The organism is Paraburkholderia rhizosphaerae (assembly GCF_004366595.1).
Lineage (GTDB): Bacteria > Pseudomonadota > Gammaproteobacteria > Burkholderiales > Burkholderiaceae > Paraburkholderia > Paraburkholderia rhizosphaerae.
Genome location: NZ_SORE01000005.1, coordinates 178,434 through 202,831, shown reverse-complemented (window position 1 = coordinate 202,831; position 24,398 = coordinate 178,434). Strand labels below are relative to the sequence as shown.

The window sequence follows — 24,398 nt, the reverse complement described above, 5'->3', positions numbered from 1 at the left end:
ACGCCTATAGTAAGGTTCAAGCCGTCACGACGGTAACCTGCTTATCGGAAGGCGTAGCGGCGCGGTCGATTGCAGTAATGCACTGCGCTGCGTGCCGCGCCGGAAGGCGAAAACGATGAACTCGATCACGATTTACACGCGTCCCGACTGCGACCTTTGCGCCGCCGCCAAAGCGCTGTTGAAACGCAAAGACCTGGGTTTTCACGAAATCACGATTGCCGGCGCGCGCGGATCCGCGATCGCGCTTTGGCAACGCGATGTGGATCGTACGGTCCCGCAGATTTATATCGGCACGTATCACGTCGGCGGGTTCGACGACCTGGAGGCACTCGACACATCAGGCCGCCTCGATAAGCTGCTCGATCCCCAAGCGGTGCTGTAATGCCGAAGCACTTACTGAGCGGATACGTTAGCCAGTCTGCTCGACGGGTGTCACGGTCAATTCGAGCCGCTGCGCGCCGCGCAATGTCGTCAAACTCACCGCGCGATCGATTCTCGACGCGTCGAGCACTCGCTGCAGCGAATCGACACCGTCCACCGGCAACGAGTCAATCGAGACGATCCGATCGTCGGTCCGAATGCCGGCCTGCGCGGCGGGACTATCGATGACCACCTCCATCACATGCACCGCGCTATCGGACGTCAAACCGAAATAGCGCTGCACACGCCGCGGCAACACGACCGTCGTGCCGGCAACGCCGATATACGCGCGCCGTACGCGGCCGTGCGCGAAGATCTGCATGATCACCCACTTCGCGGTATCGATCGCGGTCGCGAAACAGATCGCCTGCGCACCTGGAATGATCGCGGTATTCACACCGATCACCTGACCCGCCGAATTGATGAGCGGGCCACCCGAATTGCCGGGGTTCAACGCGGCGTCGGTTTGAATCACGTCGTAGATCATCCGGCCCGAATTGGCACGCAGCGACCGGCCAAGCGCCGAAACGACGCCGGTCGTCACGGTCTGCTCGAGTCCGAGCGGATTACCCACCGCAATCGCGATCTGCCCGACGCGCAGCTTGCCGGAATCGCCGAGTTCGACGTGCGGCAGCGGTTCGGCGGATCCGATGCGCAGCACGGCGAGATCGGTATGCGGATCGTCGCCGACCAGGTCGGCGTCGAACTTCGCGCCATCGGCGAGCGTCACGCGAATGTGCGTTGCGCCATGTACAACGTGGCTGTTCGTGAGCAGATACCCGTCTGGTGTAAAAAGAAAGCCCGAGCCGGTCCCCGCATGCGCGGCACGGCCATCGGGCAGCCGCCTTTCGACCGCAATAAACGCGACCGCCGGGCGCACGCGGTCGAGCGCGCCGATCACGGTTCGCGAATAGGCGTCGAGCAAGGCATCGTCCGATGACGCGGAAGGAAGGATGCCGGCCGGTTCGGGCAAGTCCGGCGCTGGGCCTGATAAATCGTCGATGAAACGGGGACGGCTTCCCATCGCATGGCTCCAGATAATTGGGTCCGCACATGCAGGGTGTGTCCGCGGTTTTTCAAGGGTATCGCGCGCCGCACCACCCGGGGACTGGCTAAGCGCCGCTCGTGCCGCTCGTGCCGATTACGCGGAGAAATTCAGCCCGTGCGGCGCTGTTCTTACTGAATTCGCCGGCGAACGACTGCGTCACAACCCGTTCGTCACCACGTCGCACTTCGCCGATCAGTTGGCATAGCTGTTCGGCTTCGATCACGCAGGCCGCGCCGCGTGCGTGGCCATGCGCGACCAGCGCATTCGCGATCGCATCCGTCGCCCACTCCTGATAGACGAACCGGTGACATACCGCATCGACCAGGCGGGTCAGGCCACCGAATCCGTACAGGCGCCCGCCCGGCAGATAGGCGATATGCGCGACGCCGCGAAACGGCAGCAGATGATGCGGACACATCCCATGCACGGTAATACCTCGCATGATCACGACGTCGCGGCGCGCGTCGGCGAAACCATTGCCCAGCGCGTCAGCAGAGTCGACATCGTAGCCGTCGAGCAGCCGCTGTTGCCATAATTCCCGCACGCATTGCGCAGAGAGACGCAGGTGTTCGCTTTCGACGTCGACACCCGCAGCGGTCAACATCGCGGTCACCGCCGTTTCGAATGCGGCCGCATCGAACGGCCGCACGCGCGCAATGCCGCCGGCGGACGGCACGCACGGCGCGTCATTTCGCCCATACTGGTGTCCAGGATAACTCATCGCTTCTCCACGTTAATCGGGCAGCCACTGCTGTCGGAATTAACTCTCCGACAACAGATAACAGGCCCGCGACGCGGATATTCCTTTATGCCAGGCGATGCATTTTTGAGGGCAACGCAAAGCAACGCCAACGCACATCTAGCGTCTGTCGTGTTCACCTGCCCGAATGCAAGCCACCTTGCCTGGCCGCGGCGGCCATGCGCGCACAGCGGGCACGTCCCCCGCGCATGCATCGATCGCCTGCGGGCAACGTGTCCGGAACACGCAGCCTGACGGTGGATCGAGCGGCGACGGAATCTCGCCACGCAACAGCAAATGACTCCGCGCCCGCTCGACGGCCGGATCCGGTGTCGGCACCGCCGATAGCAGCGCACGCGTATAAGGGTGCATCGGCTCGCCGTACACGGCCTCTTTCGTGCCGAACTCCATCACCCGCCCGAGGTACATCACCAGCACACGATGGCTGATCGCCTTGACCACCGCCAGATCGTGCGCGACAAACAGCAATGACAAAGACAACTCGCGCTGCAAGTCGCGCAACAAGTTAACGATTTGCGCCTGAATCGAAACATCGAGCGCGGAAACCGGCTCGTCACAAATCACGAGCCGTGGCTCACTGATCAACGCACGCGCAATACCGACACGCTGGCATTGTCCTCCCGAAAATTCATGCGGATAGCGCGGCAGATGGTACGCGTTAAGACCGACGCGTTCGAGCATTGTCTGCACGCGCCTGCGCAATTCGGCGCGGGCGATGTCGGGACGATGTGCTTTTAACGGCTCCGCGACGATCTGCTCAATCGTCATCCGTGGGTCCAGCGATGCGAGCGGGTCCTGAAAGATCATCTGCACGTCACGACGCAAGCGCGCCAACTCCCGACGCGCGCCGAGCACAGTTTCCTCGCCGCGCCAGAGGATGCTGCCGCCGGTCACCGGCACGAGCCCGATCAGCGCGCGCGCAAGCGTCGACTTGCCACAGCCGGATTCGCCGACAAGGCCGACCGTCTCGCCGCGCCGCACGTCGAACGATACGCGCTCCACTGCGCGCACCGTCGCCTTCGGCGACCACGGCAGCGCGCGTCGTCCGGCGCGAGCAACGCTGAAATGAACGGTCAGATCTTCGACTGACAGCAAGGGTGCGTCGGCATCTTCAACATTTTTATGCGGTGAATGTGCTGTCATGTCTGTGCTCCGATTCGCAAGCTCGCGATTTCCGCTACCGTTTTATGGCACGCGCGCGATCGGCCTTCGAATGCGTGCAACAGCGGCCGCTCGACGCGGCACACTTCGCTCGCATGCGCACAGCGCGGCGCGAACGCGCAACCTTCGCCAACCATACCAGGCAGCGGCGGATTGCCCGGAATCGTGCGCAACGGCGCATCGCCTTCGTCGGTGAGACGCGGCAACGCATCGAGCAACCCCATCGTGTACGGATGGCGAGGCGCCGCGAACAGCGACTGTGCACTTGCATGCTCGACCGTGCGGCCGCCATACATCACCATCACATCGTCGCAAAGCCCCGCGACGACACCCATGTCATGCGTAATCAAAATGATCGCCGTGCCGCGTTCACGGTTCAGATCGCGCAACAGTTCGATGATTTGCGCCTGCACGGTGACATCGAGTGCGGTGGTGGGTTCGTCGGCAATCAGAATATCCGGCTCGCACAAGAGCGCCATCGCAATCATCACGCGTTGGCGCATGCCGCCGGAGAACTCATGCGGATACATGCCGATACGCCGCGCCGCATCCGGAATCCGCACGCTATCGAGCGCATCGATCGCGAGACGCCGCGCCGAACGGCGCGACATCTGTCGATGCAGCTGCAACGCCTCGGTCATCTGGCGCTCGATTGTCAGGAACGGGTTGAGCGACGTCATCGGGTCCTGAAAGATCATCGCGATGCGGTCGCCGCGAATACGGTTCAGTTCGCGCGGATTCAGCTTCAACAGATCCTGCCCGCGATAGGCCGCCTCACCGGATACCGTGCCGTTCGACGCGATCAGCCCGAGCAGCGCCATCACCGTCTGACTCTTGCCCGACCCGGATTCGCCGACGATGCCAAGCGTGCGCCCGCTGTCGAGCGAGAACGATACGTCCTGCACCGCATCGACCGGTGCGCCGTCGTGACGCGCAAAGCGCACGCGCAGGTTCTTCACGTCCAGCAGCGCCATTTCAACGCTCCTTCGGATCGAACGCATCGCGCAGGCCGTCGCCGACGAAGCCTACGCAATACAGTGTCGTGCAAAGCATCGTCGCCGGACACAGCAGCAGCCACGGCATCGCTTCAAGCTTCTGCGCGCCGTCTTGCACCAGCACGCCCCAGCTCGTCATCGGCTCCTGCACACCGAGCCCAAGGAACGACAGCACCGATTCGGTCAGCACGATACCGGGCACCGTCACACTCGCATAGACGACGACCACGCCGATCAGGTTCGGTACGATATGGCGCGCGATGATCGCGCGCGGCTTCACACCTGTCGCGCGCGCGGCGTCGACGAACTCACGCGTGCGCAGCGTCAGCGTCTGGCCGCGCACGACGCGCGCCATCTCGAGCCACGAAAATGCGCTGATCGTCAGCACGACCAGATAGAACGAACGGCCGAACAGCGTCATCATCAGGATAGCGATCAGCATGTACGGAATCGCGTACATCATGTCGACGATGCGCATCATCACCGCATCGGTGCGGCCACCGGCATAACCGGAAATCGCACCGTACGCGACGCCGAATACGCCCGACACGAATGTGCCGAGCAAACCGACTTCGAGCGACACGCGGCCGCCTTCAAGGGTACGCACGAGCAGATCGCGGCCAACCTCGTCGGTGCCGAACCAGTGCGCACCCTGTAACGTGGGCGGAAGACTGATGGCCGACCAGTCGTTGTCGATTGCGTTGTTAGGCAGCAGCAGCGGGCCGATAAAGCATGCGAGCACAACCAGCAGCAGCACCGCGAGCGCAACCACGGCCGCGCGATTGCGCACAAAGCGCGCACATGCAGTCGCAAGCGGGCTACGCGAGCGCGGCAACCGAGGCGCCGCTGACGAAGACGGTGAAACCGCACCGGCAACGAAGGATGAACGAGTCATAAAGTCAGTACCGGATGCGCGGGTCGAGCCATGCGTACGCAAGATCGACGAGCAGATTGAACAGAACGGCCGCGACCGTGGTCAGCACGACGAGACCGAGCACGAGCGTGTAGTCGCGATTGATCGCGCCGTTCACGACGAGCTGACCCAGCCCCGGCAACGCGAACACCGATTCGGTGACGATCGCGGCGGTAATCGACGAAATGCATACCGAGCCCAACAGCGACACGACCGGCATCAACGCGGGCTTCATCGCATGACGCAAGACGATCGTGCGTGTCGGCAGCCCTTTCGCTCGCGCGGTGCGAATGAAGTTGCCCGACAGCACTTCAATCATGCTGCCGCGCATCACGCGGGCAATCGTCGCCATGTTGACCACCGTGAGCAACGCGACAGGCAGCACGCGGTATGACCATGCGCCGTCGCCCCAGCCGCCAGCGGGCAACCAGCCGTGCCCGCTCGCGGTGTGCAGAAGAATCGCGAAAATCCATACGAGCACCGGGCCCAGCACGAACGACGGCACCACGTTGCCGATATTGCCAAGCACCATCACGCCGTAATCGATCAGGCTGTTGCGCCGCACTGCGGCGAGCGTGCCGAAACCCACGCCGAGCACAAGCGCGATTGGCACCGAAATACCGCCGACGCCGAGACTGACCGGCAACGCCTTGCGTACGAGATCGTTGACGGTCCAGTCGCTGTAGCGGAACGACGGCCCAAGATCACCGTGCAGCAGTGCGCCGAGGTAACGCAGATACTGGCGCCACAACGGTTCATCGAGGTGGTATTTCGCGTTCAGGTTCTGCATCACCGCCGACGATAATTTGCGTTCAGCGTCGAACGGCCCGCCTGGTGTGAGATGCAGCAACAGATAGCAGAGGGTGATCACGGCCAGCACGGTCGGAATCGCCCACAGCGTACGGCGTAGCGTATAAGCGAACATCAGCGCGCTCCGTTGCTCAGTGTTTGACGATGTACATATCCTGCGTCAGGCGCTGGTCGAGGTAGTTCGCCAGCGAATAGCCGCCTACGTAGGGCTTCACGAGCCGGTTATTCGAATACTGATAGAGCGGAATGACTGGATAGTCGTTCATCGCGAGTACGTGCGCCTGAGTCAGCAGCGCGGCCCGTTTCGCTTCATCGAGTTGCTGGTTGCCCTGGTCGATCAACGCGTCGACTTGCGGATTGCAATACTGCGCGTCATTTTGAGGACTGTTGCAGCGTACGAGGTCGAGGAAGGACGTTGCATCGTTGTAGTCGATATACCAGCCGTTGCGCGCGACCTGCGTCTTGCCGTCATGGCGCATCTTGAGCAGCACCTTGTATTCGACGTTCTCCAGCTTCGTGTTCACACCGAGCTTCGTGCGCCATTCGGATGCGAGGAACAGCGAGATTTTCTTGTTTTCGTCGTTCGTGTTGTACGTCAGCGTCAGCGTAAGCGGTTTCGCGTCGGAGTAGCCCGCTTGCTTCATCAGGCCACGCGCAAAATCGACACGCTTTTGCATCGGCCACGATGCCCAATCCGGTATGAACGGCTCGGCGCCCTTCGTGCCCTTCACCACCAGACCATACGCCGGTTGTTGGCCCGACTGCAGCAGCCGCGCAGTCAGCAGATCGCGATCGACCACCATCGATAGCGCCTGCCGCACGCGTTTGTCGCGCAACGCGGGGTCCTGATTGTTCAGCGTGAAGTAGTAAGTGCCAAGCGTCGGACTGGATTTCAGCTCACTGCCGAACTGCTTGCGCAGCTGCGTGTAAATGCCAGATGGAATCGTGTACGTAAAGTCGAACTGTCCGGCCTGATACATCCGCTGCGCGGTTTCGTCGCTTTCGATTGGCAGGTACGTCACCTTGGTAATGGCGACGTCTTTGGCATCCCAGTACTGGCCGTTCTTCACCATCACGATATGGTTGTTCGGTTGCCAGTCGCTCAGCACATACGCGCCGTTGCTGACCATATTGCCGGCACGCGTCCATGCAGAGCCGAACTTCGCCACCGTGTCGCGATTGACCGGCGCCATATTCACCTTTGCAACCACGTCGAGGAAAAATGACACAGGCGTCTCGGTCTTCACTTCGAGCGTGTACGGGTCGATCGCACGCACGCCGAGCGTCGTCGGCGCCGCCTTGCCCGCGATGATCGCCCGCGCGTTCTTGACGAACTCGACAAGGATCGTATATTTCGAGCCTGTTTTCGGGTCGGCGACCCGCTGCCATGAATAGACAAAGTCGGCTGCAGTGACCGGCTGTCCGTTGCTCCAGCGCGCATCGTGACGCAGCTTGAAAACCCATGTATCGGGCGCGGTGCGCTCCCACGATGTCGCGACACCGGGCGCGACGTTGCCCGCCGCGTCGACGCGCGTAAGACCTTCGAACAGATCGCTGCCGATCGTACTGGTGATCACGGTTTCGATATGGGCGGGGTCGAGCGATTCGACCTCGATTTGCGCATCGCGCGTCAGTTCCTGCTGCGCGGCCAGCGTGACGCCGGCGGGAAGGGTGACAGCCGGCGCGCGACCTGCCGCCGACATGACGAGCGCGCCGAGCGCCGTCGCGAACATCAGCTTTAATTTCATAGGCAATTCCAACGGAAACTCCACAAACGGACCATGCTGCGCGCCTGCGTCGATCCGGAGCCATCAAACGAAAAAAGCCGGCGGTGCGCGCAGCACCGCCGCCAAGCCCCTTCATCCGATACCGAAAGGGCGAGAGGAGATTCACATCAACATCAACAGCACCGCACTGCCGCCGGCAAACTGCACGCCGGCGTGCTACCACGCTTCGCTTAGAAGCGATACGTCGCGCCGATCTGGAAAGTACGTCCCAGGTCGGTGTAAAGCGACTGGTCGTAACCGGTGATGTCCGGTTGCGCCTGCCATTCGACGTCGAACGGCGGCGAGCGGTCGAATAGGTTCGTGATCCCGCCGTAAATCGTCCAGTGCTTGAAGCCCGTATACGTCGCGATCAGGTTGAACTGGCTATACGATGCGACCGCCAGCGTGCCGCCATCGCCGAATTCCGCCGCCACCGCGTTCGTGTACGGCCCCGTGTACTGCCACGTGAGCGTCGTGGTGAACTTGCGATAGTCCCAGGTAAGGCTCGTATTGCCCTTCCAGCGCGGATTGCTTGCGCCGAACGGCTGCAGGAACGCCAGGTTGTTGCCGGCGAAATCCTGCGTCGGCGCGCCCGGCTGATCCAGCTTGAAGTGCCACACGTACGCCCAATCGCCTGCGAGCGTAAACGTGCCGTACTTCGTGCCGACCGACTTGCGGAAGTTGAAGTCGAAGCCATCAGTATCCAGCGAACCGAGATTCACGAACTGCTGGTTGATAAAGCGGATCGAGCCGTCCGGATTGCGGACCACGGTCGACGGATCGTTTGCATGCAGCACCGCGTTCGGATCGTTCGTGCCGATCACACCGTCAATATGAATTTTGTAGAACGCCGCGCCGATATCGGTCGAACGGTCCGGCGATAGCTGGAAGCCGATGGTGTAGTTCTTCGTATGCTCCGGCTGCAAATCCGGGTTGCCGTTGACCTGCTCGGTCGTGAAGTGCTTGGTCGGCGTGCCGCTCGGGTCGTTCGGATCGGTCAGGTTCTGGTGCGCGAGATACACCGCTTGCGAGTTCTCGACCAGCGTCGGCGCGCGGAAGCCTCGGGCATACGATGCATACGCGGTGAATGCCTGGACTGGCTGGAAACGCAACGCGAAGTTTGGCGAGAAAGCGCCGCCAAAATCGCTGTAATGGTCGTAGCGTCCCGATTGCGTGAACGTCAAGTTACGCACAATCGGAATGTCGACCTGGTAGTAGACCGCTGCGACATTGCGCGTACCGTCGACCGTCTGCACTTGCGCCGGCGTAACGATGCCCTGCGACGACAGCGTGCGCGGGTTGATCAGCGAGCTTTCATGGCGGAACTCGGTGCCGAGGCCAAGGCCGACGTTGCCAGTCGGCAACGTGAACAGATTGCCCGTCGACATCTTTGCGGTCACGTCGTCGAGCTTCGAGATCGCCTGTTGATCATCGGTCAGAAACAAACCATTGGTGCCGTTCGGCGTCGCTGCCGGGTTCGCGAAGTTGAACACGCCGTTCTGGAGAATGTTCTGCACCCCCGCGACGCTCAACTCGTTCGAGTAACTCGTATCGACCGTGCTTTGCGAATGGCCGTAATCGACCGACCAGTCCCAGTCGCCGATCTTGGGCGTGGTAAACGCGCCCTTTACGCCCGTCGACGCCTTCCAGAACGTCGATACGGTATCCGCGACGATCGTATGACCGGGGAACGTGTAGTTGATGTCAGTCGGAACGCCAAACGGGTTGAACGGATTGCTCGCCGGGACGGTCCGCGAGATCGGCGCCACCGAGCCCGTCGCCGGGTCGAACACATTCGACAGGCTACTGATCGCCGCAGGCCCTTGCAACTGAACGTTCTCATCGTGACTAAACCACAGGTCCGCGTACGCCTGGGTGTCGTCGTTAATCTTGAATGCGCCGTGCAACTTCGCGTTCAGGCGCGTGATCTGCGGCATTAGCGAGGTCTGCGACGCCGGGTTGTGCACGCACACCTGGCCGTTCGAATTCGTATTCGGCGGACACGGATTGATCGGCGCGGTGCTGCCGTCCGCAAGCTCCCAATTCGACTGCTGGTTTGGCCCGAGCGGAGCCATGTGGCCGCCGGGAAACTGCGAGAAGTCCTGATTCGCAGTCATCGAGCGGTCCGCCAGCGTCGAGCCGGAGTCGCGATACCAGCTGGCCGCACCCGTGATGTTGAAGCGGTCCGCGTTCAGGTCGCCGAAGCCACCGAGCACGCTGAAGCTGCCCTGGCCGTCGCCCGGATGCTGGGTCTTGCCAGCCTGCGCATCGATCTGCAAGCCCTGGAAATTCTTCTTCGTGATGATGTTCACCACGCCCGCAATCGCATCCGAGCCGTATTCCGACACGGAGCCCGTCTTCACCACCTCGATGTGGTCGACGATATTAAGCGGAATTGCGTTGACGTCGAAGAACGTATCGGTGAAGTTTACCGGCACCGCGTAGTTTGCAACGCGCTGGCCGTCGACCAGCACCAGCGTGTACTTCTCGCTCAGGCCACGCAGCGCGATGCCGGCGCCGCCGGGCGCGGAACTGTTCATCGTCGATTGCGACCAGCTGCTGCCGGAGTTCGCCGCCAGGCCGCGCAAAAAATCGGCAACCGTCGTGTAACCGCTTTGCTGGATTTCCTTCGGGGTGATGGTTTGAACTTCGATATTGCCGACCTTGTCCGACGTGCGGATCAGCGAACCGGTGACTTCCACTTTTTCCAGTTTGCTGACCGGCGCCGACGCGGCCGGTGCGCTGCTTGCCGCTGCTGCGGGGGCGGCGGCGCTATCCGGTTGACTTTGCGCATACGCGACCGGTATGCAAGCTGCCGTCAACACGAGCTCGGCACCTATGATTCTCGTCATCGCCGAGACCAATTTCTTCTTCTTCACTTGCTCTCCTGCTTGTTGTTGAGGCTACCTTTATTGAACGATCCGCACGGCGCGCGAGTTGCGCGCCGTGCAGCCGTGCGAAGTCCGTTGTGAACAGCGAGTTCGTCGCCGCCGGTCCTTACCCCCAGGTCCCGCACGTCCCGTCCAGAACGCTTTGCCGATCGTGTCGAGTGCGTACTGGTTTCTAAAGCGAGCGCAGCGTAAGCAGGTCGCATGCCAACTTAAAGCAAGTTGCAGACACAACCGCTTCGTCCAGCGCTATTGATTTCCATGCAAGTGTTTGATTGATCGCGCTTTCGTTGGCGTGCGATGAAGACGAATGGAAGCCGGCCTCCGCTCTTTCGCGCGAATAACACAACGCAAATCAAAAGCGTTGTGTGCACCGACCTTTAGAATTTTTATTCTATTTCAGATGTGGTGCATTATCCGCACCTGCCGAATGCGTTAATTTTCGAAGCGGTGCATTGGATTTAGGATTATCCGGATTCGATTAATTCACCGAAATCGAGCAGAAAACCGCTGTAATATATAATTGTAATTTATTTGTAATTACATGTTGTTTAGCCCGCCACATCTACGTTTGGCGCCTTTACATTCTCGTTTTAGCAACCTTTCCCATTAAAATATTTGTAAGAAACATGTCTAGGGCGAATAGTGGTTTTGCACCATGTCGCTGCTTTTGTAATCATTCGCACCAAATCAGCACCACGAAATCTTTAATCACGCTTTGCAATTCCAGGAATCTTCTTTTGGCGGGATCTCGCATTGATGATTCAATCCGCCGATTGCACGCGCGACATCGCGCTTTAAAGCGATGCTGGCTGCATGAGGACATCCCGCTAAAGCCCGTGGCACCTTGATCTTTTCCTTTCAGCGATTCGTCGCACATCTCCAAACGACGACAAATGGCTTTCCGCTGGTACGCCATTTGCATTGCTTGCGCCTGCTTTCAAGCCGGCTACCCACAAGGGAACCGACAACGAGAAAACCCTGCCGTTATGCAACGGCCGTTACGTGCCAACAGGAGTCCGCAGTGCTGAACACGCTTATCACCTACTCGATCCAGTCGATGGGTCTCATCCCGCTGCTCGCGTTTATCTTTCTGATCGGCATCGCGATCATCATCGAACGCTTCATGTTCTTTTCGCGAGCGGTACGTGCGGGCCATACGCTCGAGCACGATCTGAAGCTCGTCGATCCGGCTAATCCCGACGATGCTGCAAAGGTCGCTGAACACTACAGCCGCACCGTGCAGGCCGAACTGGTCAGAACCGCGATGAAGGCGAAGGGCAAGAGCGAAGCGCTAGTCGAACGCGAGATCGAGGAGACGATCATGTTCCAGTTGCCGCGCCTCGATCGCAACCTGTGGATTCTCGACACTGCTGTCACGCTTGGGCCGTTGCTCGGATTGCTTGGCACGATCATCGGGATGGTCGAATCGTTCAATGTACTCGGCACCAGCGGCACCGCGAACCCGAACGGCGTGACGGGCGGTATTGGTCACGCGCTGACCGCGACCGCGTGCGGCCTGACCATCGCGATCATCTGCGTGGTGTTCCTCAATTACTTCAACAAGCGGATCCGGATGACGGTCAACCAGTTCGACCTGATCAAATCGTTGCTCGTATCGCGCTTTGCCGCGTAAGCGACGAGGAGGACAGAATCATGCGCAACCATCGCAATCACTATCTCGGCGGCGAAGAGAAGGCCCGCATCGAGATTATCCCGATGATCGACATCATGATGTTCCTGCTGGTGTTCTTCATGCTCGCAACGTTGAAGATGATCCAGGGCGCGGGCATCAAGCTGGACTTGCCGCAATCGAGCACCGCCGAGCAACTGCAGCAGACCGTCAAGGTATCGATCGGTGTCACGAAGAGCGATCAGCTTTATCTGGACGCAAAGGAAATCACGCCGGAGGCCCTTACCGCGCATCTGCAGGAGCTGGTGCACGACTCGAAGAAAGTCGACGTCGCGATCGCGGGCGATGAGGGCACGAGCTACAAGAACATCGTCAAGGTGATGGACCTGGTGCGCGCGGCGGGCATCAGTTCGGTCGCACTGGCAACGAATCCGACCACATGAACTCGCCAGCTATCGATACGAACGTACCGCGACGGCCGCTGTCCGGCGCGCTTTGGGCTTCGTCCGCGCCCGCGCGTCATAACGGTCTTTCGATGAAGACTGCGATCGGCGTTGCGCTTCTGGTTGAAGTGCTGCTGATTGCGGGCTTGTCGCGGGTGAAGTTCCAGCAGGAGCCACCGCCTGCGCCGAAGGAAATGCGTGTGCAGATCGCACCACCGCCTCCGCCGCCCGAGGTCAAGAAGCTGGAGCCGCCGCCGGCACCGCCCGTGCCGCAGAAACCGGTGCAAAAGATTCAGCCAAAGCCGTTGCCGACACCGAAGCCACCGCCTGCGAAGCCTGCGCCGGTGCAGAAGGAAGCGGTCATTCCGGCTGCGGCGGACCCTGCGCAGAACGCGCCGGCATTGGCCACGGCGCCTGCGACGTCAGCGCCGTCGACACCGACCGCCGGAGCGGGCGCGGCGCCCACTGCCCCGCCGGCGCTGCATGGTGTGGTCGACGGTCGTGGTCATTGCCAGTCGGTGCAGCCGCAGATTCCGCGCAAAGCGCTGCAGGATGGGATTTCCGCGGACGTGATCGCACATCTGGCGATTAATACGGATGGTAGCGTCGGTGACGTGAAGATCGTACGCGTGACGCCGCCGACTTCCGTGTTCAATCAGGCGGTTATTGCGGCAGGACGTGCGTATAAGTGCGAGAAAAACGCGGAGCCTTATGTCGGCGAAGTGGAATTTTCGTTCAAGACCACGGCGTCGGATGATGAGTAGGGCCGACGCCGATGATCTGTGGCTCGTAGCGTGGGACTGCGGACCTGCAGTTCTGCGCTGATTCGGATGTTCGCGCGCCGGCTATGAGCCGGCGCGCGCATTCTAGTGGCGGCTAGACCCACCCAACTCAAATATCGCCACCGCTGCATTCAACCGGTTCGCCTGATCCTCCAGCGCTCCGGCCGCTGCCGCCGCCTGTTCCACCAAAGCCGCATTCTGCTGCGTCACCTGATCCATCTGCGCGATCGCGACATTGATCTGCCCGATCCCCGCGCTTTGCTCGGACGATGCCGTTTCGATCTCGCCCATAATCGCGCTCACCCGCGTGATCGAATCGAGAATCTCGCGCATCGTCTCACCCGAACGCGTCACCAGTTGCGCGCCGGATTCGATACGTCCGGTCGATTCGCCAATCAGGTCCTTGATCTCCTTTGCCGCCGACGCACTACGCTGCGCAAGCGAGCGCACTTCGCTCGCAACCACCGCAAAACCACGGCCATTCTCACCCGCCCGCGCCGCTTCAACCGCGGCATTGAGCGCGAGAATATTCGTCTGGAACGCGATGCCTTCGATCACGCCGACGATTTCGCCAATCTTGTGCGAATCGGTCACGATATTTTCCATTGCACCGACCACGTCGCGCGTCAAATCTCCACCCTGGCTCGCAAGCGAAGACGCACCCGTTGCCAGCGAACTCGCGACCTTTGCATTGTCCGCCGTTTGCTTGAGCGTCGAACTCAGCTGCTCGATGCTCGCGACCGTTTCTTCGAGCGACGCCGCTTGTTCCTCGGTACGCTGCGACAGATTCGCATTGCCCGCGGCAATTTCGCTCACGCCGGTGTGAATCGACTGCACGCCGCCCCGCACATTGCCGACGGTCGAGATCAGCGACTCCTGCATGCGCTTTAACGCAGCCGTCAACATACCCATTTCATTGCTGCTGTCGACGACAATCCGGCCACTCAGATCGCCCGCCGAAATACGCTCGAAATGCTTGATCGCCGCATCGGCCGGTCTAACGATTGCGCGCAGCAACACAAAGCGCATCAACCACGACAGTGCAAGCGCCGCCACAAGGCCGACCGCCACCAGCATCATGACGAGGCGGAACTCGTCCTGCGCTTTCCGGTAACGATCTTCGCCCTGGTCCATTTGCACCTTCTCGACCGCGAGCATCGCCTTTTCGAATGCGCTATAGAGTTTCGGGAGCTTGTACGCCTGAATCTGCAGAAATGTATCCCTGTCGCCGGCGCGCAATGCGGCCAATCCGGGTTCGATGCCTTCCTTGAGCAACGTGTCGCGCGCAGCCTGCATCAGTTGAATCTGATTGCGCGCTTCGTCGCTGTCCACTGCTGCAGCGAGATATTTCTTCAGCTTGTCGTTCGAAATCTCGAGGTAGGTGTCCGAGCGCTTGAGCACCGCGTCAGCACCCTTTGCATCGTGCAGGTCGGTCAACGATGCATAGGTTGCCAGCGCAAGACGCAGACGCAACAGCTGCCCAGCACTGCTTTCCAGATTCGCGACCGCGGGTGTATCGACGGTATAGGTTTGTTGAAGCGCGTGGTTCTCCGAACGCAACGCGGCAAGCCCAATGGCTGCGCCCACCATCAAAGTGATTGCGAACGCAACCACCATGACGGTCAGGCAAGTTCTTATCGACAGGTTCTTTGACATGATTATCCGGCGTGAACAGACAGGTGCCGCATTGAATAAGTTACCTTCGCGGCACTCCTTACGGTCATCGGCACGTTGCTTACAAAACTTTAGCTCTACGTGCCGATGCCGCCCCATGGTTGTCTTCGTGGTTGCCCCGTTATGCGACGCGCCGGCGCCGCGACAACCCAAAATCGACCGTTACGCTATGCAGCGACCACGCTTTCCAGCACGGCCCCTTCTTCTTTTAACGCATGAATACGCGCATCGTCGAAGCCATATTCGCGTAGCACCTCGCTTGTATGCTGGCCGAATAGCGGCGCAGCGCGCGATTCGCGCGTGCAGCCTTCGGAAAAATGAATCGGCAGACCGAGCCCACGCATCTTTCCTGCGATGGGATGCTGCGTCTCGACGATCATCCCGCGCGCCACTGCCTGCTCATGGGCAACGGCTTCAGGCACCTCGAGCACCGGCCCCGACGGCAAGCCGATTTCATCGAACACGGCAAGCCATTCGGTCGTTGTGCGTTCAACGAGACGCGCGGTCAAAATCTCAACCAGTGCTTCGCGATGCTGCAAACGCCCCGCATTCGTTTTAAAGCGTTCGTCACGCTCAAGATTTGGGATTTGCAGCACACCGACAAGCCGCTCATAGTTGCTCTGATTTGCGGCGCCGATATTGATCCAGCCATCGCGTGTGCGAAAGGCCTGATACGGCGCGCTGGTCGGATTCGCCGAACCTGCTTTCGGCAGCACCGTACCGTCCGCGAAATAGTTCGCAAACGCCCAGTACATCTGTTGCAAGCCCGCTTCGAACAACGACGTGTCCACCATCTGCCCGCGCCCGGTCCGCTGTTTGTTCGCATAGGCGGCACAGATGCCAAGCGCGGCAAGAATGCCCGCGTTGATATCCGTCACCGGCGAACCGGCCTTGATCGGCGCCTGGCCCGGCTCGCCGGTCATGCTCATCAGGCCGCTCATGCCTTGCGCGATCAGATCGAAACCGCCTTTTTCCGCGTATGGACCACTGCGGCCAAAACCCGAAATCGCGCAATAAATCAGGCCCGGATTCGCAAGCTTCAGTGCGTCGTAACCCATGCCGAGTTTTTCCATCGTGCCGCCACGATAGTTCTCGGTCACCACATCCGCGCTCGCGAGCATTTTGCGCAGCACTTCCTTGCCGCCTTCGGTCTTCAGATTCAGTGCGATGCCGCGCTTGTTGCGGTTGACGATCATGAACGACGCCGATTCGCCACCATCAGTAATCGGCGCAAAGCGGCGGCAGTCATCGCCGCCCGGAATTTTCTCGACCTTGATCACGTCCGCGCCCATATCCGCGAGCATCATTCCGCAGATTGGCCCGGACATGATGTGCGCGAGCTCGATCACGCGCATACCGGCGAGCGGACCAGCGCCCGCCGTGGGTTGTGTTTTCGTGTCTGCCATGTCAACGTCCCTTGAATTCAGGTTTGACCTTGTCGAGAAACGCGCGATAACCGGTACGGAAGTCTTCAGTGCCGAAGCACGCAAAGCCTTCGTCGCGTTCGGCCGGCGTCAGAGGCGCGGTATCCATCACGCGCTTCACGAACTGCTTGTGCCAGCGGGCAACCAGCGGCGCGCCGTCGGCAATTCGCTGTGCGGTTTCGTACGTGCGCGCGGTCACTTCGGCATCGGGCACCACGCGCGTGACGAGGCCTTTCGCAAAGGCTTCCTGTGCATCGAAGATACGCCCTTCCAGCAGGATTTCCAGCGCAACGGCAGGGCCGGCAAGACGCACCAGCCCTTCGAGCTCCGCATGCGCCATCACGAGCCCAAGATTCTTGATCGGCACACCGAAGCGGCTCGACGTGCCGCAAATGCGCAAATCGCACATTGCCGCGATCTCAAGCCCGCCGCCGACGCAAATACCGTGAATCATCGCGACCAGTGGATGCCGGCACGCTTTGAGCGAATTGAGCGTTCTATGCATTAGCGCGCCATAGGTGCGCGCCTGCTCGACGTCCGAGCGATCGGTCGCGAATTCGCCGATATCGTTGCCCGGCGAAAACGCTTTCTCGCCCGCGCCGCGCAACACGATGCAGCGCAGCCCGTCGTCCGCCGACAATTCGTCGATGCGTTCGCCGAGCATGCGCCACAGGTCTTTGGTCATCGCGTTGAGCTTCGCAGCACGGTCGATGGTGACCGTCGCGATCGTCCCGTCGCGTTCGATAGAAATGGTGAGTTCAGCCATATCGTCTCCCTGGATAAAATCACTGTCACTGTCGTGTCAGGTGGCTGGAGACAGGGCCATGCGCAGCGCCCACGGCTGGCGGCCCTTCATAGATGCGCCCGGGCATCATGCGCGCCGCACGAGACTCCCGTGCGGCGCGTGAATGCCTGGCGCTGGTGTCAAACGAACTTGCGCGCGTCTTTCGCGGTGACTTCGTTACCGTCGATGCCGAGCACACGGTCAGGTCGCATCGTGAACGACAGCAGGATACCGAGCGCCATCAAAATCATCGACACCGTGAACGGCAGATTCCAGTTACCGGTGAGATCGATCAGCCAGCCGCCGACCACCGGGCTGATAATCGCCGCCAGCGCCGAACCGGTGTTCATGATGCCGCTCGCGGTACCCGCATGCTTCGGCGCGATATCCATCGGCACGGCCCACATCGGCCCGATCGTCATTTCGTTGAAGAAGAAGCCGCCCGCCAGGCACAGCGCCGCCATCGTGATCGTAATGTTCGGGATCAGCATGATCGGCGCCAGCGACAGCAGCGTCAGAAACATGCACACACCGACCATCACGTTACGCGCAAGCCGCACATTGCCGCTCGAACGCAGAATGCGATCGGTCACCAGACCGCCGAGGTAGTCGCCGATCACGCCGGCGAAAAACACACTCGACGCGAACAGCGCGGACTTCTTCAGGTCCATGTGATAGTTGTGCAGGAAGTACTGCGGAATCCAGCCGAGGAACAACCACAGCACCCAGCCATAGCAGAAGTACACCGCGGTAACGGGCGCCATGCGGCCGACCAGGGCGCGCCACGGCACCGGCGTACGCTGCTTGGCGCCGCTATACGCGGACAGCTTCGCAGTTTCGCTATCCGTAATACGCGGATGCTCGCGCGGGTTGTCGCGGAAGTACCAGATCCACACGACCGCCCACAGGAAACTCACAATACCGGTAATGATGAACGCGCCACGCCAGTTGGTCGCGACCATCAACCAGACGATCAGCGGCGGCGCGACTGCATTGCCGATTCGCGAAGCCGCGTGCGTGATCCCCTGCGCGTACCCGCGCTGATCGGCACGCATCCAGTTCGACATCGCGCGCGTCGCGGTCGGGAACGTTGCACCCTCGCCGAGGCCCAGCAGCAAACGCGCGACGATCATCGATGCGAATCCGCCCGCGAGACCCGTCAGCACGGTCGCGCCCGCCCAGATCACCGCGCAGATACCCAGCGTGCGGCGCGGTCCGAAACGGTCACCCACCCAGCCGCCGATAATCTGGAAGATCAGGTACGGATAGGCAAACGCGGAAAATACAAAACCGACTTGCGTGTGATTCAGGCCCAGTTCCGCGCCGAACGCGCTGGCGGCGGTGCTGACGTTGACCCGGTCGATATACGTGATGAAATACATCGCGCAGAGAAGCAATAGAACGCGCGTCGTGGCTCGACGGAACATCATCCTCTCCCATAGTTGTGTGCGAAGTCCCGCGACGTGCGAGCGCACACCGAAGGCATCGAAAAACAGACTGCAAAAGCATGGCGGCAACGAGTGCCCGCCGTCACTACATCCGGCTCGGCCTGGGGTCCCGCATCGAAGCGGGTAAGCCACCGGATTGGGAATTGCAACGTCGTTTCATCGCTTTGTCTCCTGTTTAGTATTCGCTCGTCGGCAGTCTCTTTTCGTTGCTGCTCAATTTGTTATTCGTTCAGTGATGCTCTGATGCTCTATTCCAACGCCGCCGCAAGCACGCGTGCGACGTGCAACGCCTCGGCCTGCGCGCCGTCGGCAATCTGATGCCGGCAACTCGTGCCATCCGCGACAATCAACGCATCGCCGGCTTTTCTCACCGCCGGCAACAGCGACAGTTCCGCCATCGCCTTCGATGCTTCGTAGTGCTCGGCCTCGTAGCCGAAGCTGCCCGCCATACCGCAGCACGACGATTCGATCGCTTCGACCTTCAGCCCGGGAATCCAGCCGAGCACCGTTTGCGCTGGACGCACCGCGTCGAATGCCTTCTGGTGACAGTGGCCATGCAGCAGCGCCTTGCCGGTATCGAGCGGCTTGAGCGGCAGCTTCAAACGCCCGGCGTCATGCTCCCGCACGAGAAACTCTTCAAACAGGAACGACGACTTCGCCAACCGCTCGGCCGCATCGCCGTACCCGTAGCCGAGGAATTCATCGCGCAGCGACAACAGGCATGATGGCTCAAGGCCCACAATCGATACGCCGCGCTCTACGTACGGCAGCAGCGCATCGAGTGAGCGCCGCGCTTCGGCCTTGGCCTCATCGACCAGTCCGGCCGACAGAAACGTCCGGCCGCAGCACAACGGCCGCTCGCCCGCCTTTACGTTGAAGTGAACCTCGTAGCCCGCCGCTTCGAGCACGCGCTGTGCCGCCCGTGCGTTGTCCGGCTCCATGTAATTACTGAAGGTATCGACAAATAACAGCACTTCTTTAGCGCCTGCTTCAACATTCACACGAGGCTGCGTTGTCGACAGAAAAGGTTTCGCAAACTGTGGGAATGAGCGCTCCGTTGCGAGACCTAAACGTGCTTTTATCCAGCGTGAAAACGGCATCTGTTCGAGCGATGGCATGCGGCTCGCATATCGCGCGTAACGCGGTAGATACGCGATCAACCGCTCGCGCAAGGTCGTCCCGTGGCGCGCATTCCACGCGGCGCGCGCCTCGATCTTGATGCGTGCCATATCGACACCGGTCGGACAGTCGCGCTTGCAACCCTTGCACGACACGCAGAGGTCGAGCACTTCCTTCACGTCGATGCTGGCCAGCCCGTCTTCGCCAAGTTGCCCCGAGATCGCGAGCCGCAGCGTATTCGCGCGGCCGCGTGTCACGTGCTGTTCGTCCTTCGTGATCCGGTAGCTCGGGCACATCGTGCCCGCATCGAACTTGCGGCAGTGTCCGTTGTTGTTGCACATCTCGACCGCTTTCGCGAGGCCGTTCGCGCGATCGCCGCCTGAACCTGGCGCGCCTTCGTTACCAGTCAATGGATCGCGCGCGACATTCCACGCGGACCAGTCGAGTGCCGGCTTCCATTCGCGCTCGCGATACGACGGCGGAAAGCGGAAATTGGTTGCGTCGTCCATCTTCGGCGGATTGACAATGCGATCCGGACTCAGCCGGTTGTCCGGATCGAATAGCGCCTTGATGTCACGAAACGCCTGATTGATACGCGGGCCGTATTGCCATGCAACCCACTCCCCGCGGCACAGCCCATCGCCATGCTCACCCGAATAGGCACCCTTGTATTCGCGCACCATCGCAGCCGCCTGTTCGGCAATCGCACGCATTTTCCGCGCACCGTCGCGACGCATATCGAGAATCGGCCTCACATGCAGCGTACCGACACTCGCGTGCGCGTACCAGGTGCCTTCAGTGCCATGTTGATGGAACACCTCGGTCAGCCGGCTCGTATATTCGGCGAGATGTTCGAGCGGCACCGCGCAGTCTTCAATAAACGACACCGGCTTGCCGTCGCCCTTCATGCTCATCATGATGTTGAGCCCGGCCTTGCGCACGTCCCACAGTGCTTTCTGCGCGGCGGCATCCGGCATTTCGACCACGGAACCCGGCAAACCGAGATCGCCCATCAGTTCGACCAGTTGCGCGAGCCTGGCAAGCTGCGCATCCTTGTCAGCCCCGGCAAACTCCACCAGCAGCACAGCCTGCGGATCGCCGACCAGCGCCTTTTCGACTATCGGGCGGAACGCCGGGTTCGACATCGCGAGGTCGATCATCGTGCGATCGACCAGTTCGACGGCGACCGGACCGAGCTTCACGATGTGCTGCGTCATGTCCATCGCCGCGTAGAACGTCGGGAAGTTCACGACGCCGAGCGCCTTGTGCGCCGGCAGCGGCGAAAGTTTCAACGTCAACGTGCGGCTGAACGCGAGCGTGCCCTCGGAGCCGACCAGCAGATTCGCGAGATTCGGCTCGCCATCCTCGGTAAACGGCAGCGGATTCTGGCATTCGAACAGATCGAGGTTATAGCCCGCCACGCGCCGTAGCACTTTCGGAATCTGCTCGCGCATCTCATCGCGTTCGCGCTGCGCGATCTTGCGCACTTCTTCGACCAGCGCGCGCGTGCGCGGTTCGCTCGTCATCTTCGACAGCTTTGTAAAACACGCTTCGTGACCATCGGCTAGCACCGCGTCGATCGCGTCGACGTTGTGCACCATGATCCCGTATTCCATCGAGCGCGAGCCGCATGAATTGTTGCCCGCCATCCCGCCGATCGTGCACTGCGCACTCGTCGATACGTCGACCGGAAACCACAACCCATGCGGCTTCAGCCACGCGTTCAGATGATCGAGTACGACGCCGGGCTCGACTGTCACCGTACGTGCGTCCGCATCGAAGTGAACGATGTTGTTCAGCCACTTGCTTGTATCGATCACGAGCGCTTCGCCGATCGTCTGTCCGCATTGGCTCGTGCCCGCACCGCGTGCTAGCACTGGCGTCTTGCTATCGCGTGCGATGTCGAGCGCAAGCCGCAGATCCGCCTGATCCTTCGGCACGACAACGCCCAACGGCATGATCTGGTAGATCGACGCATCGGTCGCATAACGGCCGCGCGCTGCGCGATCGAACAACACGTCGCCCTTGAGCTCGGCGGCCAGACGCGTGGCAAGCGGCGTGAGCTTCGCGCGCGCGGCGGCGGGCATCAGGTGAATCGGCTGGACCAGCGCTTGAGGACGGGAATTCAGCATCGCATCGCAACGATTAATGAGTAGGCGTTCGCCAGGGCCAGCAGGTCAGGCGCGGTTCGTCAGCCAAGCGTGAATTGCACCGGCGGCAATCCATCGATCACACCGAGCGCGACGCCTCGCTGCTCGGGAAAAGCCATCCCGGTGTATGAACCGGTGGTCAGCACCGTGCCGGGTTCGAACGTGAGCCCGCGCGATACACCGTGATTGATCAGCCAGCCGAGCAGCCGGCGCGGATCGCCGGCGGGATTGGCCGGTGCGCCGTCGAACACCGGCGCACCATCGAACGTGAAGCTCGCGGCCGGCGCGATAAACGGAAAGCGGCTGTCGTACGCGACGCCTTCTCCGACAATCAACGCACCGTGGTTCTGCAAATCGGCCAGTTGCCAGAGCTTGTCGACATTCGGCCAACCGCTAAAGCGGCTCGTCACCACTTCGATCGCCGCATGCATCGACTCGATCGCATCGAGCACCTGCTCGTCCGAATAAGGCGCACCGGCCGGGTCGAAACGGCGTCCGAGCGCGAACGCAACCTCGAGTTCAAGCCCGGCCTGGTTGAACGCGTCGCGCGGCAAAGCGACACCACTGCGATGCACACAATCGGCCGGCAACGGCGAACCCTGAATCGGCCCGGTCGGCGACTTCGAGCCGACCTTCCATCCGCCGATCGACTCGCGCATCGCATCGAGCGTCGCGAACTGGACCGCGTAGGCGCCCTCAGCGTCCGCCGGCTGCACGTCGCGAGACAGCTCATCGAGCGGCATCCGCTGCGCGCGCGCGTCGATCAGCACGCGCGCCAGCAGCGCCGCCCGCTCGGCAGCCGCAACCTGCGGCTCACGCGCCGTCATGCAGCCGCCTTCAGCGACGGCTTCGCGACGTGGCTCGTCAGATAGTCCATCGCTGCTGCGACGCCGCTCGCCTTCAGCGGCACACCCGCGAGCTTCAGACCCATCTCGCAGCCGGACAACGTCGCCATCAGCGTGAGGTCGTTGCATTCGCCGAGATGGCCGATCCGGAACATGCGTCCCTTCACCTTGCCGAGCCCCGTGCCGAGCGACATGTCGAAGTGTTCGTAGATCAGCTTGCGCACCGCATCCGCATCGACGCCTTCGGGCATGATCACGCCGGTCAACACCGGCGAATAGACGGCCGGGTCCGCGCACTGGATCTCGAGGCCCCATGCATTGACCGCCGCACGGCACGCGGCCGCAAGCCGCTGATGGCGCGCGAATACGTTGTCGAGTCCTTCGCCGAGGATCATCTCGAGCGATTCGGACAGCCCGTACAGCAAGTTCGTGTTCGGCGTGTATGGCCAGTAGCCCTGCTTGTTCATTTCGACGATATCGGTCCAGTCCCAGAACGCGCGCGGCAGCTTCGCGCTCTGTTGCACCTTCATCGCCTTCTGCGAAATCGCGTTGAAACTGATGCCCGGCGGCAGCATCAGACCCTTCTGCGAGCCCGACACCGTGACGTCGACACCCCATTCGTCATGCCGATAGTCCGCCGACGCGAGGCCCGAAATGGTATCGACCATCAGCAGCGCCGGATGGCCCGCCGCATCGATCGCACGGCGCACCGCCGCGATGTCCGACGTCACGCCCGTCGACGTCTCGTTGTGCACGACGCACACCGCCTTGATCGTGTGATTCGCATCCGCGCGCAGACGCGTCTCGATCTGGTCGGCCTGCACGCCACGGCGCCAGCCCTCGACGCCCGGCAGCCCAAGAAACTCCGGCTTCAGACCCAGGTTCTCGGCCATCTTCTTCCAGAGCGTCGCGAAGTGACCGGTCTCGTACATCAATACGGTGTCGCCCGGGCTCAGCGTGTTGCACAGCGCCGCTTCCCACGCGCCGGTGCCCGATGCCGGATAGATCACCACCGGCTGCGCGGTCTTGAAGATCTTCTTGATGCCATCCAGCACCTTCAGCCCCAGCGCGCCGAATTCCGGGCCGCGATGGTCGATGGTCGGATAGCTCATTGCCCGCAGAATGCGGTCCGGCACCGGGCTCGGCCCCGGAATCTGCAAAAAGTGACGTCCGGCCGGGTGAAAGTCGAGTTTCAGCATGTGTGCGCCCTTGCGTTTGAATTTTGCATGCAAAATACTCTAACGCACCGAAGTCAATGCGGGAAGCGGATTTGTTCCAGGTATATACCCGCAGGCGTCCTTTTTGCCCGGTCTGCGATAAAATTGCGGCGAATCT

Annotated in this window: 19 protein-coding genes; 4 read left to right on the top strand and 15 right to left on the bottom strand. The window is 61.2% G+C overall.

Going from position 1 to position 24,398, the window contains the following annotated elements:
* Window positions 1-115 precede the first annotated feature (115 nt).
* The gene (locus BX592_RS08570) at window positions 116-382 is read left to right on the top strand and encodes a glutaredoxin domain-containing protein (RefSeq protein WP_134191232.1); all 267 of its coding nucleotides are present in this window, start codon (window positions 116-118) and stop codon (window positions 380-382) included.
* Window positions 383-409: 27 nt separating this feature from the next.
* On the opposite strand, the gene BX592_RS08565 is transcribed toward BX592_RS08570, so the two are convergent.
* The 8 genes from BX592_RS08565 to BX592_RS08530 all read right to left on the bottom strand — a co-directional run bounded on the left by BX592_RS08565 (window position 410) and on the right by BX592_RS08530 (window position 10,725).
* On the bottom strand, window positions 410-1,444 hold the full coding sequence (locus BX592_RS08565; protein WP_134191231.1) for a S1C family serine protease: 1,035 nt from the start codon (window positions 1,442-1,444) through the stop codon (window positions 410-412).
* Window positions 1,445-1,532: 88 nt separating this feature from the next.
* Window positions 1,533-2,189 (bottom strand): GTP cyclohydrolase I FolE, encoded by a 657-nt coding sequence (gene folE / locus BX592_RS08560; protein ID WP_134191230.1) that lies wholly within the window; start codon window positions 2,187-2,189, stop codon window positions 1,533-1,535.
* A gap of 138 nt (window positions 2,190-2,327) precedes the next feature.
* Window positions 2,328-3,371 carry an ABC transporter ATP-binding protein gene (locus BX592_RS08555; protein WP_134191229.1) on the bottom strand — a complete coding sequence of 348 codons (1,044 nt, stop codon included), beginning with the start codon at window positions 3,369-3,371 and terminating at the stop codon, window positions 2,328-2,330.
* Entirely contained in the window at window positions 3,368-4,363 is a 996-nt protein-coding gene (locus tag BX592_RS08550; RefSeq protein ID WP_134191228.1) for an ABC transporter ATP-binding protein, read from the bottom strand. Before BX592_RS08550 ends, BX592_RS08555 begins: the two co-directional genes overlap by 4 nt.
* A 1-nt stretch (window position 4,364) precedes the next feature.
* A complete protein-coding gene (locus tag BX592_RS08545; RefSeq protein ID WP_134191227.1) occupies window positions 4,365-5,279 on the bottom strand; it encodes an ABC transporter permease in 915 nt (304 codons plus the stop codon).
* A 4-nt stretch (window positions 5,280-5,283) separates the two neighbouring features.
* The gene (oppB, locus tag BX592_RS08540; protein WP_134191226.1) at window positions 5,284-6,222 is read right to left on the bottom strand and encodes an oligopeptide ABC transporter permease OppB; all 939 of its coding nucleotides are present in this window, start codon (window positions 6,220-6,222) and stop codon (window positions 5,284-5,286) included.
* A gap of 16 nt (window positions 6,223-6,238) precedes the next feature.
* Window positions 6,239-7,840 carry a peptide ABC transporter substrate-binding protein gene (locus BX592_RS08535; protein ID WP_243849427.1) on the bottom strand — a complete coding sequence of 534 codons (1,602 nt, stop codon included), beginning with the start codon at window positions 7,838-7,840 and terminating at the stop codon, window positions 6,239-6,241.
* A gap of 224 nt (window positions 7,841-8,064) precedes the next feature.
* Window positions 8,065-10,725 (bottom strand): TonB-dependent receptor plug domain-containing protein, encoded by a 2,661-nt coding sequence (locus tag BX592_RS08530; RefSeq protein WP_377681578.1) that lies wholly within the window; start codon window positions 10,723-10,725, stop codon window positions 8,065-8,067.
* 1,060 nt (window positions 10,726-11,785) lie between these two features.
* Here BX592_RS08530 and BX592_RS08525 point away from each other — a divergent pair.
* The 3 genes from BX592_RS08525 to BX592_RS08515 are packed head-to-tail and all read left to right on the top strand — an operon-like array spanning window position 11,786 to window position 13,601.
* Window positions 11,786-12,397 carry a MotA/TolQ/ExbB proton channel family protein gene (locus BX592_RS08525; protein ID WP_134191223.1) on the top strand — a complete coding sequence of 204 codons (612 nt, stop codon included), beginning with the start codon at window positions 11,786-11,788 and terminating at the stop codon, window positions 12,395-12,397.
* 20 nt (window positions 12,398-12,417) lie between these two features.
* Entirely contained in the window at window positions 12,418-12,837 is a 420-nt protein-coding gene (locus tag BX592_RS08520; protein WP_134191222.1) for an ExbD/TolR family protein, read from the top strand.
* Complete coding sequence (locus BX592_RS08515; RefSeq protein WP_134191221.1) at window positions 12,834-13,601, top strand: energy transducer TonB; 768 nt, start codon at window positions 12,834-12,836, stop codon at window positions 13,599-13,601. Before BX592_RS08520 ends, BX592_RS08515 begins: the two co-directional genes overlap by 4 nt.
* Window positions 13,602-13,703: 102 nt before the next feature.
* Here BX592_RS08515 and BX592_RS08510 read toward each other — a convergent pair whose 3' ends face one another.
* The 7 genes from BX592_RS08510 to BX592_RS08480 all read right to left on the bottom strand — a co-directional run bounded on the left by BX592_RS08510 (window position 13,704) and on the right by BX592_RS08480 (window position 24,262).
* Window positions 13,704-15,275, bottom strand: a complete 1,572-nt coding sequence (locus BX592_RS08510; protein WP_134191220.1) for a methyl-accepting chemotaxis protein — start codon at window positions 15,273-15,275, stop codon at window positions 13,704-13,706.
* 185 nt (window positions 15,276-15,460) lie between these two features.
* Window positions 15,461-16,699 (bottom strand): CaiB/BaiF CoA transferase family protein, encoded by a 1,239-nt coding sequence (locus BX592_RS08505; protein WP_243849398.1) that lies wholly within the window; start codon window positions 16,697-16,699, stop codon window positions 15,461-15,463.
* A 1-nt stretch (window position 16,700) separates the two neighbouring features.
* Window positions 16,701-17,483 (bottom strand): enoyl-CoA hydratase/isomerase family protein, encoded by a 783-nt coding sequence (locus BX592_RS08500; protein WP_134191219.1) that lies wholly within the window; start codon window positions 17,481-17,483, stop codon window positions 16,701-16,703.
* Window positions 17,484-17,641: 158 nt separating this feature from the next.
* The gene (locus BX592_RS08495; protein ID WP_134191218.1) at window positions 17,642-18,931 is read right to left on the bottom strand and encodes an MFS transporter; all 1,290 of its coding nucleotides are present in this window, start codon (window positions 18,929-18,931) and stop codon (window positions 17,642-17,644) included.
* 266 nt (window positions 18,932-19,197) lie between these two features.
* Entirely contained in the window at window positions 19,198-22,200 is a 3,003-nt protein-coding gene (locus tag BX592_RS08490) for an FAD-binding and (Fe-S)-binding domain-containing protein (protein ID WP_134191217.1), read from the bottom strand.
* 59 nt (window positions 22,201-22,259) lie between these two features.
* Window positions 22,260-23,045 carry a 2-keto-4-pentenoate hydratase gene (locus BX592_RS08485; protein WP_134191216.1) on the bottom strand — a complete coding sequence of 262 codons (786 nt, stop codon included), beginning with the start codon at window positions 23,043-23,045 and terminating at the stop codon, window positions 22,260-22,262.
* Entirely contained in the window at window positions 23,042-24,262 is a 1,221-nt protein-coding gene (locus BX592_RS08480) for a pyridoxal-phosphate-dependent aminotransferase family protein (protein ID WP_134191215.1), read from the bottom strand. The genes BX592_RS08485 and BX592_RS08480 overlap by 4 nt, the downstream gene beginning before the upstream one ends.
* Between the last annotated feature and the right edge of the window lie 136 nt (window positions 24,263-24,398).

Excerpts from the sequence above, each read along its gene's own strand:
- folE (WP_134191230.1), bottom strand. The coding sequence starts at position 2,189 with ATGAGTTATCCTGGACACCAGTATGGGCGAAATGACGCGCCGTGCGTG.
- BX592_RS08545 (WP_134191227.1), bottom strand. The coding sequence starts at position 5,279 with ATGACTCGTTCATCCTTCGTTGCCGGTGCGGTTTCACCGTCTTCGTCA.
- BX592_RS08535 (WP_243849427.1), bottom strand. The coding sequence starts at position 7,840 with ATGTTCGCGACGGCGCTCGGCGCGCTCGTCATGTCGGCGGCAGGTCGC.
- BX592_RS08520 (WP_134191222.1), top strand. The coding sequence starts at position 12,418 with ATGCGCAACCATCGCAATCACTATCTCGGCGGCGAAGAGAAGGCCCGC.
- BX592_RS08565 (WP_134191231.1), bottom strand. The coding sequence starts at position 1,444 with ATGGGAAGCCGTCCCCGTTTCATCGACGATTTATCAGGCCCAGCGCCG.
- BX592_RS08515 (WP_134191221.1), top strand. The coding sequence starts at position 12,834 with ATGAACTCGCCAGCTATCGATACGAACGTACCGCGACGGCCGCTGTCC.
- BX592_RS08550 (WP_134191228.1), bottom strand. The coding sequence starts at position 4,363 with ATGGCGCTGCTGGACGTGAAGAACCTGCGCGTGCGCTTTGCGCGTCAC.
- BX592_RS08510 (WP_134191220.1), bottom strand. The coding sequence starts at position 15,275 with ATGTCAAAGAACCTGTCGATAAGAACTTGCCTGACCGTCATGGTGGTT.
- BX592_RS08500 (WP_134191219.1), bottom strand. The coding sequence starts at position 17,483 with ATGGCTGAACTCACCATTTCTATCGAACGCGACGGGACGATCGCGACG.
- BX592_RS08495 (WP_134191218.1), bottom strand. The coding sequence starts at position 18,931 with ATGATGTTCCGTCGAGCCACGACGCGCGTTCTATTGCTTCTCTGCGCG.
- BX592_RS08505 (WP_243849398.1), bottom strand. The coding sequence starts at position 16,699 with ATGGCAGACACGAAAACACAACCCACGGCGGGCGCTGGTCCGCTCGCC.
- BX592_RS08555 (WP_134191229.1), bottom strand. The coding sequence starts at position 3,371 with ATGACAGCACATTCACCGCATAAAAATGTTGAAGATGCCGACGCACCC.
- oppB (WP_134191226.1), bottom strand. The coding sequence starts at position 6,222 with ATGTTCGCTTATACGCTACGCCGTACGCTGTGGGCGATTCCGACCGTG.
- BX592_RS08530 (WP_377681578.1), bottom strand. The coding sequence starts at position 10,725 with ATGACGAGAATCATAGGTGCCGAGCTCGTGTTGACGGCAGCTTGCATA.
- BX592_RS08485 (WP_134191216.1), bottom strand. The coding sequence starts at position 23,045 with ATGACGGCGCGTGAGCCGCAGGTTGCGGCTGCCGAGCGGGCGGCGCTG.
- BX592_RS08570 (WP_134191232.1), top strand. The coding sequence starts at position 116 with ATGAACTCGATCACGATTTACACGCGTCCCGACTGCGACCTTTGCGCC.
- BX592_RS08490 (WP_134191217.1), bottom strand. The coding sequence starts at position 22,200 with ATGCTGAATTCCCGTCCTCAAGCGCTGGTCCAGCCGATTCACCTGATG.
- BX592_RS08480 (WP_134191215.1), bottom strand. The coding sequence starts at position 24,262 with ATGCTGAAACTCGACTTTCACCCGGCCGGACGTCACTTTTTGCAGATT.